This is a genomic window from Cellulosimicrobium cellulans (assembly GCF_016921195.1).
GTDB classification, from domain to species: domain Bacteria; phylum Actinomycetota; class Actinomycetes; order Actinomycetales; family Cellulomonadaceae; genus Cellulosimicrobium; species Cellulosimicrobium cellulans_F.
The window spans coordinates 1-15,480 of sequence record NZ_JAFGYF010000008.1 but is presented as its reverse complement, the minus strand read 5'-3'; the positions used below and the strand labels follow the sequence as shown (position 1 = coordinate 15,480).

General features: G+C 75.1%; 13 protein-coding genes. 7 read left to right on the top strand and 6 right to left on the bottom strand.

All coding sequences use genetic code 11. The features are described from left to right. Positions 1–518: 518 nt before the first annotated feature. Positions 519–3,437 (top strand): FAD-binding and (Fe-S)-binding domain-containing protein, encoded by a 2,919-nt coding sequence (locus JN535_RS15615; protein WP_240201297.1) that lies wholly within the window; start codon positions 519–521, stop codon positions 3,435–3,437. A 50-nt stretch (positions 3,438–3,487) separates the two neighbouring features. Here JN535_RS15615 and JN535_RS15610 read toward each other — a convergent pair whose 3' ends face one another. Then, positions 3,488–3,976, bottom strand: coding sequence for a DUF6174 domain-containing protein (locus JN535_RS15610; protein ID WP_205206505.1), 489 nt, complete (start codon positions 3,974–3,976; stop codon positions 3,488–3,490). A gap of 66 nt (positions 3,977–4,042) precedes the next feature. Beyond that, positions 4,043–5,656, bottom strand: a complete 1,614-nt coding sequence (pdxR, locus tag JN535_RS15605; RefSeq protein ID WP_240201283.1) for a MocR-like pyridoxine biosynthesis transcription factor PdxR — start codon at positions 5,654–5,656, stop codon at positions 4,043–4,045. A 115-nt stretch (positions 5,657–5,771) separates the two neighbouring features. Between pdxR and JN535_RS15600 the strand changes: the two genes are divergently transcribed. The 3 genes from JN535_RS15600 (at position 5,772) to JN535_RS15590 (ending at position 8,025) form a co-directional block, all read left to right on the top strand. Then, complete coding sequence (locus JN535_RS15600) at positions 5,772–6,755, top strand: aldo/keto reductase (protein ID WP_205206504.1); 984 nt, start codon at positions 5,772–5,774, stop codon at positions 6,753–6,755. Positions 6,756–6,824: 69 nt separating this feature from the next. Next, complete coding sequence (locus tag JN535_RS15595) at positions 6,825–7,367, top strand: GNAT family N-acetyltransferase (protein ID WP_205206503.1); 543 nt, start codon at positions 6,825–6,827, stop codon at positions 7,365–7,367. Between the two features lie 40 nt (positions 7,368–7,407). After that, positions 7,408–8,025, top strand: coding sequence for a nitroreductase family protein (locus JN535_RS15590; RefSeq protein WP_205206502.1), 618 nt, complete (start codon positions 7,408–7,410; stop codon positions 8,023–8,025). Between the two features lie 24 nt (positions 8,026–8,049). Here the strand turns inward: JN535_RS15590 and JN535_RS15585 are convergent, their stop codons facing one another. Both JN535_RS15585 and cofD read right to left on the bottom strand, forming a co-directional pair. Beyond that, positions 8,050–8,925 carry a 2-phospho-L-lactate guanylyltransferase gene (locus JN535_RS15585; RefSeq protein ID WP_307868800.1) on the bottom strand — a complete coding sequence of 292 codons (876 nt, stop codon included), beginning with the start codon at positions 8,923–8,925 and terminating at the stop codon, positions 8,050–8,052. Continuing rightward, a complete protein-coding gene (cofD, locus tag JN535_RS15580) occupies positions 8,918–9,871 on the bottom strand; it encodes a 2-phospho-L-lactate transferase (protein WP_205206501.1) in 954 nt (317 codons plus the stop codon). Before cofD ends, JN535_RS15585 begins: the two co-directional genes overlap by 8 nt. A gap of 92 nt (positions 9,872–9,963) precedes the next feature. On the opposite strand from cofD, the gene JN535_RS15575 reads away from it, so the two are divergent. Both JN535_RS15575 and JN535_RS15570 read left to right on the top strand, forming a co-directional pair. Next, positions 9,964–10,284: an MTH1187 family thiamine-binding protein gene (locus JN535_RS15575; RefSeq protein ID WP_047234361.1), complete on the top strand. Its 321-nt coding sequence runs from the start codon at positions 9,964–9,966 to the stop codon at positions 10,282–10,284. Positions 10,285–10,434: 150 nt separating this feature from the next. Next, positions 10,435–11,898 (top strand): restriction system modified-DNA reader domain-containing protein, encoded by a 1,464-nt coding sequence (locus tag JN535_RS15570; protein ID WP_205206500.1) that lies wholly within the window; start codon positions 10,435–10,437, stop codon positions 11,896–11,898. Positions 11,899–11,982: 84 nt separating this feature from the next. Here JN535_RS15570 and JN535_RS15565 read toward each other — a convergent pair whose 3' ends face one another. After that, positions 11,983–12,837 (bottom strand): ABC transporter permease, encoded by an 855-nt coding sequence (locus JN535_RS15565; RefSeq protein ID WP_205206499.1) that lies wholly within the window; start codon positions 12,835–12,837, stop codon positions 11,983–11,985. After that, complete coding sequence (locus JN535_RS15560; protein ID WP_205206498.1) at positions 12,834–13,922, bottom strand: ATP-binding cassette domain-containing protein; 1,089 nt, start codon at positions 13,920–13,922, stop codon at positions 12,834–12,836. Before JN535_RS15560 ends, JN535_RS15565 begins: the two co-directional genes overlap by 4 nt. 94 nt (positions 13,923–14,016) lie before the next feature. On the opposite strand from JN535_RS15560, the gene JN535_RS15555 reads away from it, so the two are divergent. Next, the gene (locus tag JN535_RS15555) at positions 14,017–15,099 is read left to right on the top strand and encodes a helix-turn-helix transcriptional regulator (protein WP_205206497.1); all 1,083 of its coding nucleotides are present in this window, start codon (positions 14,017–14,019) and stop codon (positions 15,097–15,099) included. The last annotated feature ends 381 nt before the right edge of the window (positions 15,100–15,480 follow it).

The window sequence follows — 15,480 nt, the reverse complement described above, 5'->3', positions numbered from 1 at the left end:
GGTGAGGGTGGGGTCGGGGACCTCTCGTCACAGCACCACCGGTCGCACCAGAGCACTGCTCCGACCGGGGTTCTACTTCATCGGAACACCGTTCTACCTCGCGGGACCAGGGTTCTACCTCGCGGGACCACGGTTCTACCTCGCGGGACCAGGGTTCTACCTCCCGGGACCGCGTTCTACTTGGGACCAGGGTTCTACTTCGGCAGACCAGGGTTCTACCTCGGCAGACCGGGGTTCTGGCTCGGCGAAGCGGTTCTGCCGCGCGGGGCCCGGGTTCCTCGGGGGTGGTTGGGTCGCCAGGGGGCGGACGCTCGCCCCGCACCCGGGTGCGAGGGTGCGAGAATCGCGACGTGTCCGCTGAGATCGACGCCACCCCGACCCCCGCCCCGCAGCACCACGGGAACGGCTCGCGGCGGTCCGGCTCCCGCGCGACGAGGTCGCCGGAGGCGGAGCGCGCGGCCGCTCTCCGCGAGGCCGAACGGGCGGCCGACGTCGCGCGCACGGCGCTCGCCGAGGCGCTGCGGACGGTCGTGCGCGGCATGGTCGACACCGCGACCCGGCGCCGCGCCGAGTACTCGACGGACGCCTCGAACTACCGGGTGGTGCCCGAGGCCGTGGTCTACCCCCACGACGCGGACGACGTCGTCGCGGCGCTCGACGTGCTGCGCGAGCTCGAGGTGCCGGTCACGGCGCGCGGTGCGGGGACGTCGGTCGCGGGGAACTCGATCGGGCCGGGCGTGGTCCTCGACTTCACGCGGCACGTGAACCGCGTGCTCGACGTGGACCCGGAAGCCCGCACGGCGCGCGTCCAGCCGGGCGTCGTCATGTCGGCGCTCCAGAAGGAGGCCGCGCCGCACGGGCTGCGGTTCGGGCCGGACCCGTCGACGCAGAACCGCGCGACGCTCGGCGGCATGATCGGCAACAACGCGTGCGGGCCGCACGCGGTCGCGTACGGGCGCACGGTCGACAACGTGCTCGAGCTCGACGTCGTCGACGGTCGGGGCCGCCGCTTCACCGCGGGCAAGGGCGACCCGACGTTCGCCGCGGTCCCCGGCCTGGCGGAGCTGGTGCGCGAGAACCTCGCGCTGATCCGCACGGAGTTCGGGCGGTTCGGGCGCCAGGTGTCGGGGTACTCGCTCGAGCACCTGCTGCCCGAGAACGGGTCCGACCTCGCCAAGGCGCTGGTGGGCACCGAGGGCACGCTCGTGACGATCCTCGAGGCCACGGTCCGCCTGGTGCCGGTGCCGTCCAAGCCGACGCTCGTCGTGCTCGGCTACCCGGACATGCCGTCCGCGGCCGACGACGTCCCGACCTTCCTGAACCTCAGCCCGCTCGCGGTCGAGGGCCTCGACGCGCGGCTCGTCGACGTCGTGCGTCGCGCCAAGGGCGACGCGTCCGTCCCGCCGCTGCCGCCGGGCGCCGGCTGGCTCATGGTCGAGGTCGGGGGCGCGACGCCCGAGGAGGCGATGGCGAACGCGGAGGCGATCGTCGCGGCGTCGGGCAGCGAGGCCACGATGATCCTGCCCGCGGGCCCCGAGGCGACCAAGATGTGGCAGATCCGGGCCGACGGCGCCGGGCTGGCGGGGCGCACGCCCGCGGGCGAGCAGGCGTGGCCGGGCTGGGAGGACTCCGCCGTCCCGCCGGAGAAGCTGGGCGACTACCTGCGCGACCTCGACGCGCTCATGGCGCGCTACGGCGTCGACGGCCTGCCGTACGGGCACTTCGGCGACGGGTGCGTGCACCTGCGCATCGACATCCCGCTCGAGGCGTCGGGGTCGGTGCTGCGCACGTTCATGCTGGAGGCGGCCGAGCTCGTCGCGAAGTACGGCGGTTCGCTGTCCGGCGAGCACGGCGACGGCCGCGCGCGCTCGGAGCTGCTGCCGGTCATGTACAGCCCCGAGGCGATCGCCCTCATGGAGCGGTTCAAGGCCCTGTTCGACCCGCAGGACGTCATGAACCCGGGCGTCGTGGTGCGCCCGAGCGCGATCGACGACGACCTGCGCCGCCCGCACGCGCACCCGCTGCTCTCGACGGTCGGCGCGCCGGGGACGCCCGGGACGAGCACGGCCGCGCCCGTGAAGGTCACCAAGATCTCGCGCCGCGCCGGCTACCAGGGCTTCTCGTTCGCGCACGACCACGGCGACATGACGCAGGCGGTGCACCGCTGCGTCGGTGTCGGCAAGTGCCGCGCGGACACCAGCGCCGCGGGCGGTTTCATGTGCCCGTCGTACCAGGCGACCAAGGACGAGAAGGACGTCACGCGCGCCCGCGCCCGCGTGCTCCAGGAGGCGGTGAACGGCACGCTCGTCGGTGGTCTCGCCGCGCCCGAGGTGCGCGAGTCGCTCGACCTCTGCCTGTCCTGCAAGGCGTGCTCGAGCGACTGCCCCGCAGGCGTCGACATGGCGCAGTACAAGTCCGAGGTCCTCTACCGTACGTACCGCGGCAAGCTGCGCCCGGTCGACCACTACTCGCTCGGCTGGCTGCCGATCTGGGCGCGGCTCGCGACCGGCATGCCGCGCCTGGCCAACAAGCTGCTCGGGTTCCGGCCGCTCGCGAAGGTGGTCCTGTGGGCGGGCGGCATGGACACGCGCCGCTCGATGACGACGTTCGCCGAGGTGCCGTTCCGCACGTGGTGGAAGCGCGGCGGCGCGACGCAGGGCGTGCCCGGCCTGCGCATCGGCCAGCGGCCCGGCCACCCCGTGCGCGACGAGCGGCCCAAGGTCGTGCTGTGGACCGACTCGTTCAGCGACAACATGTCGCCCGGCGTCCCGCAGGCCGCGGTCAAGGTCCTCACCGCGGCCGGGTACGACGTCGTCGTGCCCGACGAGCAGGCGTGCTGCGGCCTCACGTGGATCAGCACGGGCCAGCTCGACGGCGCGCGCAAGCGCCTGGAGAACCTGCTCTCGGTGCTCGGCCCGTACGCGGTGAACGGCATCCCGATCCTGGGGCTCGAGCCGTCGTGCACCGCCGTGCTCCGCTCCGACCTCGTGGACCTGTTCCCCGACGACCCGCGCGCCCGGGCCGTCTCCGCCGCGACGCGCACGCTCGCCGAGCTCCTCACGTCCGTCGACACCGCGCCGGGGCGCGAGTCCGGGTGGCGCATGCCCGACCTGTCCGACGTGACCGCCGTCGTGCAGCCGCACTGCCACCAGCACTCGGTCATGGGGTTCGCCGCGGACGAGCGGCTGCTGCGCGACGCGGGCGCGACGATCAAGGTCCTCGCCGGCTGCTGCGGCCTCGCGGGCAACTTCGGCATGCAGAAGGGCCACTACGAGACGTCGGTCGCCGTCGCGGAGAACGCGCTGCTGCCCGCGCTGCGCGACGCCGCCCCGGGCGACGTGTACCTCGCGGACGGGTTCTCCTGCCGTACCCAGGCCGACGACCTCGCCGGCGTGCAGGGCAAGGCTCTCGTCGAGCTCCTCGCCGAGCGGCTCTGAGCGCCGGGCGTCCGGCGTGCCCGACGGCGCGCGGTCGCCCGGGTGGGCCGTCAGCCGCGCACGGGGTGCACGTCCGTGATCGTGTAGCACTCCTCGTCGTCGATCGCGCGCGGCATCGGGTCGAGCGTGAGCGACGTCGGGTACCCGAGGTCGCCGTCGAACGCCACGTCGGTGACGTCGTCCTGGCGCTCGTCGAGGAGGTCGAGGAACCCGTCGATCGTGCGGCCCCCGCTCTCGACGTAGGACTCGGGGGTCATCTCCAGGTGCGCGAGGCTCGCGGAGACCGCGACCACCTCGCCGCCCGCGACCTCGACGTCGAAGTCCCCGACGAGGTTCCGCTCCCCGCACGACGACGTGAGCGTGAACCCGTAGTGGTCGTACCCCGCTGCGGCCCACCGGTCCCGCGCGCCTGCGAGCCCGGCGACCGGTGACGCGACGCCCGCGCACGCGGTCACGAGCGGCGCGGCGAGGAGCCCGCCCAGGGCGAGCACCGTCGTGGTCCACGACGGGCGGGTGCGACGGTGCGGCGTCCTCTCCATGCCCTGCTCGTGTGCCGACGACGCACGGTCTTGCGGCAAGCCGACTCGGCGATGCGCCGGGCGACCTCACGCGCCGGTCTGCGCGGCGCGGACGGCGTCGGCGAGTCGGGCGACTGCCTCGCCGACACGGGCGTCGGCGAGGTTGCCGTACCCGAGCACGAGGGTCGTGGACCGGTCGGCGGGGCGCACCTGATAGCGGCGCAGGTCGACGACGGTCACCTCGCGTCGGGCAGCCTCGCGCACGACGGCCGCGGCGTCGGGCGCGGGATCGTCCGGCGCGCTCGGCAGGGAGAGCAGCGCGTGCATCCCTGCCGCGATGCCGCTCACCGCGGCGCCAGGCAGCTCGCGGGCGAGCGCGCCGAGCACGGCGTCGCGACGGCGGCGGTACCGGCCGCGCGCGGCGCGCAGGTGCCGGTCGTACCCGCCCGAGGCGACGAACCGCGCGAACGTGAGCTGGTCGACCGTGGACGGGGCCGTCGCGCCGTGCGGAGTGGCCGCGCGCACCACCGACTCGCGCCACCGCGCGGGCACGACCATCCACCCGACGCCGAACGCCGGGCTCATCGTCTTGCTCACCGAGCCGAGCAGGACCACGCGGTCGGGGTCGAGCTGCTGGAGCGCGGCGACGGGCCGGCGGTCGTACCGGAACTCGGCGTCGTAGTCGTCCTCGATCACGACGCCGTCGACGGCACGGGCCCACGCGAGGACCGCCTCGCGCCGCTCGGGCGCCAGCGCGGCGCCGGTAGGGAACTGGTGCGCGGGCGTGAGGAGCGCCGTCCGCGCCCCGGTCCGTCGTGACGCCGCGACGAGCGCGTCGACGTCCGCGCCCGCGTCGTCCACGGGGACCGGGACGGGCGTGAGACCGACCCGCGTCGCGACGTCGCGTAGCACCGACCAGCTCGGGTCCTCCACGAGGACGTGTGTGTGACCTGCCTCGACGAGCGCGGCGGCGACGCGCGCCATGCCGTCGGTCGCGCCGCGCGTGAGCACGACGGCGTCGTCCGGCCCCGCGACGACGCGCGCCCGGCGCAGGTGGCCGGCGACGACGGCTCGCGCGTACGGGTGCCCGGCGGGGGCAGGCTGGCCGAGGTCGTCGTTCGACGCGTCCGCGAACGCCTCGCGCGCCGCGCGGAGCCACGGGTCGCGGGGCACGTGCCGGAGGTCGGGCACACCGGGCGCGAGGTCGAACCGGGCGCGCGCGGCGTGGGTCCTGCCGGTGTCGGTCCGCCGGGCGTCCACGACGGCGCGCGCGGGTCTACCGTCCGCCGCCCGTTCGCGGCTCCCGCCAGACCCGCCACGACCCGCGCGCGCCGCCGTCCCCGCCGTGCTCGTTGGCCGCTCGAGCAGGGCGCCCGTCCCCGCAGGGCTCGTCGGCCGGGCTGCGGCGGAGACGCGGGTCGCGGAGCCGGTGCGCGCCTCGAGGAAGCCCTCGGCGACGAGCTGGCCGTAGGCCTCGGTGACGACCCACCGCGACACCCCGAGCGTCTCGGCGAGCTGGCGGCTCGGCGGCAACGCCGCCCCGACGGGGACACGGCCGGTGTGCACGGCGTCGCGGACCGCGCGCTCCAACCGCTCGACGCGAGAGCCCGGCCCCGTCCCCAGGTCGAGCAGCGCCTCCCACGCGAGCTCCGCCGTCGTGCCGGGTCCGGCTCGACGGCGATTGGTCTGGTGCATGGCCATGGAATCGGACCGTACACCCGTGCCGATCGCTCCGTAGCGTGGAGCACGTCATCGGGACCACGGATCCACCACGGACCGCTCGGACCACCGAGCACCATGTAGCAGGGAGACCACCATGCGGTACCGCACCATCGGCGACGGGCGCACCTCCTTCGACGTGTCGACCCTGTGCCTCGGCACCATGAACATGGGCACGCTCGTCGACGAGGACACGTCGTTCGCGATCCTCGACCGCTACCTCGAGGCGGGCGGCACGTTCCTCGACACGGCGAACAACTACAACGCCTGGGGGCTCGGCCACGGGCGCGACAGCGAGGACCTGCTGGGCCGCTGGCTCGCGAGCCGCGGCGTGCGCGACGAGGTCCGCATCGCGACCAAGCTCGGCGCGGCGAAGAAGGACCCCACCCTGCCGCTGCAGAACGTCGAGCCCACGAACTTCCAAGGCCTGGGCGCCGACGTCATCGGGTACGAGGCGCACGAGAGCCTGCGCCACCTCGGCGTCGACCACCTGGACGTGCTCTACGGGCACGTGGACGACGTCGAGACGCCGCTCGCCGAGACCGTCGGCGCGTTCGGCAAGCTCCAGGCCGAGGGCGTCGTCGGCATCACGGGCATCTCGAACGTCGCGCTGTGGCGCGTCGTCGAGGCGCGCGAGGAGGCGCTGCGGCAGGGCGTCGCGCCCTACGGGCTCGTCCAGCAGAACTACACCTACGCCTACCCGACGCCGGAGGTGGGCCGGCACAACTGGGCGTCGTACGAGCTGCTCGACTACGCGGCGTCCACCGGCGTCGACGGCCGCCCGCCGCTCGCGGTCACGGCCTACTCGCCGATCCTCCAGGGTGCGTACGTGCGCCGCGACAAGCCGCTGTGGGACGGGTTCGACCACCCGACCACGCGCGAGCGCATCCGGCTCCTGCACGAGGTCGCGGGCGAGCTCGGCGCGACGCCCAACCAGGTCGTGCTCGCGTGGCTCCTCGGCGGTGCGCACCCGGTGGTCCCGATCATCGGGCCGAGCACGGTCGAGCAGCTCGACGAGCTCCTGGGGGCTGCCGACCTCGAGCTCGACCCGGAGCTGCGCGCCCGCCTCGACGCCGCCTGAGCCCGCGTGTCCGCCCGGCCCGATGCCCCGCCGTCGGGCCGGGCTGGGCCGGCCTGCCACCATGGGGCCGTGCCCACCACCGTCGTACGCGTCCGGCCGGACGACTGGCGCGACCTCCGGGACGTCCGCCTGCGCGCGCTCGCGGACGCGCCGTCCGCGTTCGGCTCGACGCTCGCGCGCGAGGTCGCCTTTCCCGACGACGTCTGGCACGAGCGCGCGACGCAGGGCCGCACGCTTGTCGCGCGGACGGTGCCCGACGACGTCACGCCCGACGACGGCGGCCCGGCCGGAGGCGACCGGTCGCCCGGTCCGGTGGTCGGCGTCGCCGCGGTCGTCCTCTCGCCCGACGACCCGACCGTGGCCGAGCTCGTGTCCGTGTGGGTCGACCCGGGCGCGCGCGGCACCGGCGTCGCGGCGGCGCTCCTGCGTTCCGCCGACGCGCTCGCCGCCGAGCTCGGGGCGCGGACGCTCGCGCTCTGGGTCACCATCACGAACGCCCGCGCGCGCCGGCTGTACGAGCGCGCGGGCTTCGCGCCCACCGGCGAGACCAAGCCCCTCCCGAGCGACCCGCGCCTCCTCGAGCTGCGGATGACGCGGCACGTCGCCGGGTAGGGTTCGGGGACCCGCTGCCGGACCGTGCCGAGGGGGCCACGTGGAGTTCCAGGACGTCGTCCGACGCCGTCGCATGGTGCGCCGGTTCACCGACGAGCCGGTCGCGCCGGACGCGGTCGACCGCCTCGTGCGCAACGCGGTCCGCGCTCCGAGCGCGGGGTTCTCGCAGGGGTGGTCGTTCCTCGTCCTCACCGAGCCCGACGACGTCGCGCGCTTCTGGTCCGCGAGCTCGCCCGAGCAGCCCGAGCGGAGCATGAGCGCGTGGCTCGCCGGGATGCGCACCGCGCCCGTGCTCGTCGTGGTCCTCACGTCGAAGGCCGTCTACCTCGACCGGTACGCCGAGGACGACAAGGGCTGGGCCGACCGCGACGAGAACCGGTGGGCCGTGCCGTACTGGCACGTCGACGCCGGGATGGCCGCGCTGCTCATGCTCCAGACCGCCGTCGACGAGGGGCTCGGCGCGTGCTTCTTCGGCGTCGCGCCCGGCGAGGTCGCGCGGCTGCGCGCCGCGTTCGGCATCCCCGACGCGTACGCCCCGACCGGGGTCGTCGCCGTCGGGCACCCGGCCGACCGGGCGACCACGGGCTCGCCGCGGCGCCGCGCGCGCAAGCCGCTCGACGACGTCGTGCACCGCGGCCGCTGGGGAGGCCGGCCGTAACCTGCGCGCCCGGGACGCTCGCCGTCAGGCGTCGCGGTCGCGCAGCGCCGGGACGTGCAGCCCGACGACGGCGCGCGCGTCCGCAGGCAGCTCGCCCCAGTCCTCGGCGGTGTCGAGGTCGACCGCCGTCCCGGGCCGCTGCACGACGGCGGCCCGCAGCCCGAGCCGCTCGGCCTCCGCGACGTGCGCCGCGCGGCTGCCCGGTCCGAACCGGAACCGGAACCCCGCGTCGACGGGACCGCCGCTCGGCCGAGCACGAGGTTCGTGGCGTTCTGCGCCGCTGACCGACGGCAGCCCGGTGCTCGACGGCGAGGAGGCGGGGGGTCCGAGGACGAGCAGGTTCGTGCCCGCTCCGACCCGGTCCGTCGCGACGACGACCGGGGCGTCCTCGGCGAGCAGCGCCGCCACGTCCGCGGTCGTGAGCGCGGGCAGGTCGGCGTGCGCCACGAGGAGCCGCACCGGGCCCTGGGTCGCCGCGTCCTCCGACGCGATCTCCCGGCCCAGCTCGACCGCCGCGTCCAGGCCGGGCCGGTCCGCGGGCTGGAGCACGATGCGCAGCCGGTCCGCGTCCTCGGTCAGCAGGGGGAGCCCGTCGGCCTCGCCGGTGTGCGCCGCGTCGGCGGGCTCGTCCACCACGACGTCCCGCAGCGCCCGCCACGTGAACCGCGAGTCCGACGTCACCACGACCACGCGCTCCACGCCGTCGCTCGCGAGCAGCGTCCCCACGACGTGCCGCGCGAGCACGGCGATCAGCCTGCTGCGCGACGCGGGGTCGAGGACGTGCGCGAGCCGTGACTTGCCGGACGACCCGTCGCGCAACGGCACGACGGCGACCACGCGCCCCGGTCGGGCGGTGGCACCCGGGCGGGCGTCGCCGTCGGGCAGCGCGAGGTCACCCACGAGCGACCCCCGCCGACGCGAGGAGCGTGCGCGCGAGGCGCTCGCGGCCCTCGGCACCGCCCATGACGGTGTCCGTGACGACGACGTCCATCCCGAGCGCGCGGACGGCGTCCGCGAGGTGCGCGTCCTCGTCGTCGATCACCATGACGTCGACCAGGCCCGCGTACAGGCGCGCGACGCCGAGCGCCGAGACCTCGTGCCCGAGGGTCGTGAGGATCTGCGCCGCGGGGCCCTTGATCGCGCGGCCGCCGACGATGGGGCTCACCGCGACGCGACGCGCGGTCGTCCCGGCGAGCGCGTGCCGCACGCCCGCGACGCCCAGCACCGGCTCCACCGACAGGAACGGGTTCGACGGCGCGACCACGACGACGTCGGCGCCCGCCACCGCGTCGAGCACGCCGGGCGCCGGGCGCGCGGCGTCGATGCCGTCGTAGACGAGACCCAGCACGTCGTCCGCGTGCCGCCGGCCCACGAAGTACTCCTGGAACCCGAGGCGTCCCGCGGGTGTGTCGACGAGCGTCGCGACGCGGTCGTCGGTCACGGGCAGCACACGCGCCCGGACGCCGAGCGCGGACGTGAGCTGCGCGGTGACGTCGGAGAGCGGAGCGCCCGCCCGCAGCTGGGCCGTCCGCACGACGTGCGTCGCGAGGTCGCGGTCGCCGAGCGTGAACCACGTGTCCTCGCCGAGCCGGCCCATCGCCTCCAGCGCGGCGTACGTCTCGCCGACCACGCCCCAGCCGCGCTCCTCGTCCGCGAGCCCGGCGAGCGTGTACGTCACCGTGTCGAGGTCGGGCGAGATCCACAGCCCGTGCAGCTCGACGTCGTCCGCGACGTTGACGACGACCGTGAGGTCGGCCCCGGCGAGGTCCAGGCCGTGCGCGAGGCGCGCCCCGCCGACCCCGCCCGCGAGCACGGTCACGCGGTCGGTGCGGTGTTCTGCTGTCACGACGACGAGCCTACGTCGGAGGGGCGGAGGCCACGGCGCTGCCCGGGCGCCTCGGCGCGGGCCGGAGCACGGAGCCGTGCCACGATGGGTCCATGGCCGTCTTCGCCTTCTCCGTCGCTCCGCTCGGTGCCGGCGAGTCCGTCGCGGACTCCGTCGCCGAGGCCGTCCGCATCGTCCGCGAATCGGGCCTGCCCAACCGCACCACCGCGATGTTCACCGAGATCGAGGGCGACTGGGACGCCGTCATGCCCGTGATCCAGCGCGCCACCGAGGCCGTGGGCGCGGGCGGGCACCGGGTCTCGCTCGTCATCAAGGCCGACATCCGGCCGGGTCGCACGGGCGAGCTCACGGGCAAGGTCGAGCGGGTCGAGGAACGCCTCGCCGCCGAGTCCGAGGAGACCGGGCACGCCTGACCTGCGGTGGCGTCGCGGGACGACGTCGCAGGGTTCCGGTGCGGCGCCTCCAGGACGGTTCGACCGGTTCGACGGACTTGACCGCCGACGTAGGCTATGGCGCAAACGCACCCGCCCAGGTCGCGTTCCGCTGCCGCAGGAGATCTCCCGATGCCCCTCTTCGAGGTGGACGCCGAGCGTCCCGTACTGGTCCAGCCGCCCCAGCCGGCAGGTGCCTTCGGGACCGACGCGCAGCGTGTCGTCGACGGCAACATCGAGGGGCTGCTGGGCGAGCAGATCTTCCCGGTCGCGCAGGGCACGTCCGACGACGAGCCCCACCTCCTCGCGCTCGACGCCGCCGGCCTCCCGGTCGTCATCGAGGTCACCGCGGAGCTCACGGAGGAGGCCCTCACCGCGGCGCTCAACCACGCCGGCCGTGCCGGGCGACTCACGCGCGCCGAGCTCGCCGCCCGCTACACCGGCGGAGCGTCGCGGTTCCAGCAGGACGTGGCCGCGTTCTACGACAACGTCCCGCTCACGCGCTCGCAGGCGACCGCCCGCGCGACGGGCGCCCGCCTCATCGTCATCTGCTCCAGCGCCGCGCCCGGCATCCAGGACGCGCTCGACTTCCTCCGGCAGCCCGGCTCCCCGGTCTCCGTCCTGCGCCTCGGCGTCGTGCACGGCGCGGACGGCCGCCGCTTCGTCGACGTGTCCCCCCTCGCCATGACGCGCGACAACCCCGCACCACCCGCGGCACCCGAGCCCCGCCGGGGCCGTGCCGTCGCTCCCGGTTCCGACTTCGCGGACGGCGTCGCCGTGGGCCGAGCCCTGACCGGCAAGTTTCCCGTGGTGACGCGGCAGGCCGCGCAGTCCCGGGCCGAGCGCCGTCGTGCCGCCGAGCTCGAGCCGCGCGTCGGCTCCGCGATCGCGCCCACCCCGGCGGACGAGACCGGCCCCCTCGCCGCGCCGGCACCGACCGCCGCGCCGTCGGAGCCGTCGCACGCCGAGCCTCCCGTCCTGGACTTCGTGCCCCTCGACGACCCGCTCACCGCCCGGACCGTGCCCGACGCCGCGTCCGCCGGCTGGGCCGACCGCCGGCCCGTCGAGGCCGGCGACGACGTCCCGACGCCGCGCACGTCGATCCTCACGCGCGAGTCGATCCGCACCCGCGAGTCGATCCGGACGCGGGAGTCCTACCTCACGCACGAGTACGGCGAGCAGCGCAGCCCGTCGCGCGAGCAGCCGTACGACCCGCTGTCGTACCACCCGCCCGTCGACCTCGACCCGGTGCCCGCTCCGGCGCCCGCGAGCCGCGACGTCGTCCCCGTGCCGCCCCCGCCCTCCGCGGACGTTCCGCTCGGTCCCGACGACGACCCCGACCTCGTCGCGCTCGCGCGCGCTTTGGGCACCCCGCGCCAGCTCGTCTGGTCACGTCCGCGCCGCGGCCAGCGCTTCGAGGCCTTGCTCCAGCCCGACGGCTACATCGAGCTGCCCGACGGCGCGCGCTTCCGCCACCCGGACCTCGCCGCCGTCGCCGTGTCGGGCACCCACACCGCCGACGGCTGGAGCGTCTGGCGCCTCGGCACCGACGACGGCCCCACCCTCACCGACGCCTTCCGAGAGCACCACGCCTGACCGGCCGGCGCGTGCGGGCAGGCATCGGGCCCGGTCTCCCCTCGGAGGCCGGGCCCGTCTCGTGCCCGCAGCGGGTCTGGCCCGTCAGTCGGTCGAGCGCACCATGGTGCGGATCCCGACGGCGAGTCCGACGGCGGCCGTCACGACGGCGGCTACCCACCCCCACGCGGCCGCCGAGGCCGTGAGGTCGCCGGCGAACAGGGCGCGCTCGGCGTCGACGACGTAACGCAGCGGGTTGACGTCGGACGCCACCTGCATCCAGCGGGGCCCCGTCTCCAGCGGCAGGAGCATGCCGGACAGGATCATGAGCGGGAAGACCAGCGTCTGCTGCACGACCCAGAACATCCAGTCCTGCTTGCGCACGGCGAGTGCGAGGGCGTAGCTGAGGGACCCGATCCCGACGCCGAACACGGCGAGCAGCGCGAGCCCGACGACGGCGCCGGCGGGATGGAGCTCGAACCCGAACGGGAGCATGACGAGCACCACGACGACCGACTGCGCGACGATCGGGACCATCTCCTTGAGCGCGCGGCCCACGAGCAGCGAGGCCCGGGACAGCGGGGCGACGAGCATCCGCTCGTGCGCGCCGGTCTGGAGCTCGACGAGGAGGTTCGCCCCCGTGGTGGAGGTTCCGAAGAGAGTCGTCATGACGAGGATCGAGGGGACGAACCACTGCCAGACGTTGCCGCCCAGGACCTCCTGGCCGGTCGCCGTGCCCCCGAGCGACCCGACGAGCAGAGGGCCGAACAGCGCGAGGAAGACGATCGGCTGGACGAGACCGAACAGCACGGAGAACGGGTCGTGGACGACGGGCCGCAGCTCGCGGACGAGCACGAGCCCGGTGTCGCGCGCGAAGGCGGCGAGCCCGCGGTGTGGGCGGGGACCGGTGGCGGCCCGGCGCGGGGCGACGCCGGTGGGGGCGATGTCTACGGTGCTCATGCTGCGGTCCTCTCGGTGGGGCGGGCGCCCTCGGCGAGGGCGTCGGTCGGGGTCGTGGCACCTGCCTCGCGCAGGCTGCGCCCGGTGAGCGCGAGGAACACGTCGTCGAGCGTGGGCCGGTGGACCTGCGCCGTCTCGACGGCGATGCCGTCGGCGTCGGCGGCACGCAGCAGGCGGGGCAGGTAGGCGTCGCCCCGCTCGGCCCGCACCTCGAGCGTCGGTGCGGCGTCGTGCCCGACGCCGGGGGCGCCGTCGGGCGTGCGGATCGCCTCGCGGAAGCCCTCGACCCGGCGGGCGAGCGCGACGAGCCGCGCGGCGTCGTCGTGCACCGGGCCCTGCGGGGACGCGAGGGTGACGACGACGCGGTCCCCGGCGAGGTCGGCCTTGAGGTTCTCGGCGGTGTCGTCCGCGATGACCTGGCCGTGGTCGACGACGACGACGCGCTCGGCCATGGTGTCGGCCTCGTCGAGGTAGTGCGTCGTGAGCACGATCGTCATGGGCTCGCCCGTGGCCGCGAGCGTGTCCTCGCGCATGCGCAGGACGTGGTCCCACAGGTTCGCGCGGTTGTGCGGGTCGAGGCCGGTCGACGGCTCGTCGAGGAACAGCAGCGACGGCGCGTGCACCAGGCCCATCGCGACGTCGAGCCGGCGACGCTGTCCGCCGGAGAGGTCGGACACCTTGCGCCTGCCGTACGACGCGAGCTCGAGGGAGTCGAGGAGCTCGTCGGCGCGGCGTCGCGCGGTGCGCCGGTCGAGGCCGTGGATGCGGCCCTGGCTCGCGAGCTCGTCGACGGCACGCTGCGCGTGACCGGCGCCGTTGCCCTGGCCGACGTAGCCGATGCGGTGCCGGACGGCGTCGGGCTCCGCGACGACGTCGTGGCCCGCGACCGTCGCCGTGCCCGACGTGGGGCGGATGAGCGTGGTGAGCATGCGGAGCGTGGTCGTCTTGCCGGCGCCGTTGGGGCCGAGGACGGCGACGAGCTCGCCGGGTGCGACGTCGAGGTCGATGCCGCGCACGGCGCGCACCGTGGCGCTCGCGTCGCGCCCGACGGCGAAGTCCTTGGTCAGTGCTCTGGTGCGGATCACAGTGGCTCCTCCTGGGTGTGCTTGGTGCGTCGAGAGCGACGTTGCCAGGGGTAGAGGACAGCTACGGTCCTCTACTCCGTGCCACCCTGAGGTCATGCTCGAGACCTCTGGACGACTGCTCCGGCTCCTCTCGCTGCTCCAGGCACGCCGGGACTGGCCGGGTTCCGCGCTGGCCGAGCGGCTCGACGTGAGTCCCCGCACCGTGCGGCGCGACGTCGACCGGTTGCGCGAGCTCGGCTACCCGGTCCGCGCGACGAAGGGGCCCGACGGCGGGTACCGGCTCGACGCCGGCGCGGACGTGCCGCCGCTCCTCTTCGACGACGAGCAGGCGGTCGCGGTCGCGATCGCCCTGCGCACCGGGACGCTCCCCGGGGTGGAGGACGCCGCGGCGCGCGCGCTCGCGACGATCCGCCAGGTCATGCCCGCGCGCCTGCGCACGCGCATCGACGCGCTCGAGGTGACGGCCGTGCCGGGCGGGAGGGAGCGGGCCCTGCCCGCCGTCCGGGCCGACGTGCTGGTGGCCGTCGGCTCGGCAGCCACCGAGCGTCGTGTCCTGCGGTTCGACTACGAGGGCGGGACGGGCGAGGTGCTCCGTGCTCCGGGCCAGGGGTCCGGGGAGGGGTTCCGTGCGCCACGCCGGGCGGAGCCGCACCATGTCGTCACGTGGGGCGGCCGGTGGTACCTCGTCGCGTGGGACCTCGACCGGGACGACTGGCGCACGTTCCGGATCGACCGGATGACGCCGCGCGAGGGCGTCGGAGCGCGGTTCGAGCGTCGGGCGCTGCCCGCCCCGGACGTGGCGACGTTCGTCGCCGAGCGCTTCACGCAGCCCGAGATGCCCGTGCGGGGCACGGTCGAGCTCGAGCTGGACGCCACCGTCGTGGCGGCATGGGCCGGCACGGACGCCCTCGTGGAGGCGGTGGAGAAGGGGCGGTGCCGTCTGACGGCGGGTTCCTGGTCGTGGGGCGGGCTCGCCGCGTGGTTCGGCATCTTCGACGCGCCCTTCACCGTCGTGGGACCGGACGACCTCCGTGCGGCGGTGGCCCGTCTCGCGGCGCGCGCGACGGCGGCAGCCGGGCCCCCTCCGCCGTGGGACGCGGCGGAGGCGACCGCGACGCGCGCACCGGGGCGAGAGGCCCCGGAGGGGAGTGGCCCGGGTCACGGCGACGCGAGTTGACCTCCCGCCTCGGGACCCCGTAATGTTCTCGAGGTCGCCCGGCAGGGAGGAACAGACACCACGGCACAGCTCCTCGGAGCAGATGCGAAGTGGCTGGTCCCCCGGGTGAAACTTCCACCAGATTCTCGGAGCACAGTGCTGCGCCGCGAGCGAGGTGGGGGTGTCTGGATCAGGTACATTTCTGAACGGAAATCCGGTTTTGCCGGTCCGGGACGAACGGCCGGGTCTGGTAGGATTCAGAACGAAGGAAACGCCCCGCGCAAGGGCCTCGGGAACGAGGTCGGAGGCGGTGTGTGTCGGTTGTTTGAGAACTCAACAGTGTGCTTGTTAGTCAATGCCAAATTTTTTGTCCCTGTGGCATGGCTGGCTGTTCCTGCCCGT

What these genes read in the sequence shown, in the direction of transcription:
- JN535_RS15610 (WP_205206505.1), bottom strand. Translation starts at nt 3,976, where the DNA reads ATGGAGAGGACGCCGCACCGTCGCACCCGCCCGTCGTGGACCACGACG.
- pdxR (WP_240201283.1), bottom strand. Translation starts at nt 5,656, where the DNA reads ATGGCCATGCACCAGACCAATCGCCGTCGAGCCGGACCCGGCACGACG.
- JN535_RS15600 (WP_205206504.1), top strand. Translation starts at nt 5,772, where the DNA reads ATGCGGTACCGCACCATCGGCGACGGGCGCACCTCCTTCGACGTGTCG.
- JN535_RS15575 (WP_047234361.1), top strand. Translation starts at nt 9,964, where the DNA reads ATGGCCGTCTTCGCCTTCTCCGTCGCTCCGCTCGGTGCCGGCGAGTCC.
- JN535_RS15570 (WP_205206500.1), top strand. Translation starts at nt 10,435, where the DNA reads ATGCCCCTCTTCGAGGTGGACGCCGAGCGTCCCGTACTGGTCCAGCCG.
- JN535_RS15565 (WP_205206499.1), bottom strand. Translation starts at nt 12,837, where the DNA reads ATGAGCACCGTAGACATCGCCCCCACCGGCGTCGCCCCGCGCCGGGCC.
- JN535_RS15555 (WP_205206497.1), top strand. Translation starts at nt 14,017, where the DNA reads ATGCTCGAGACCTCTGGACGACTGCTCCGGCTCCTCTCGCTGCTCCAG.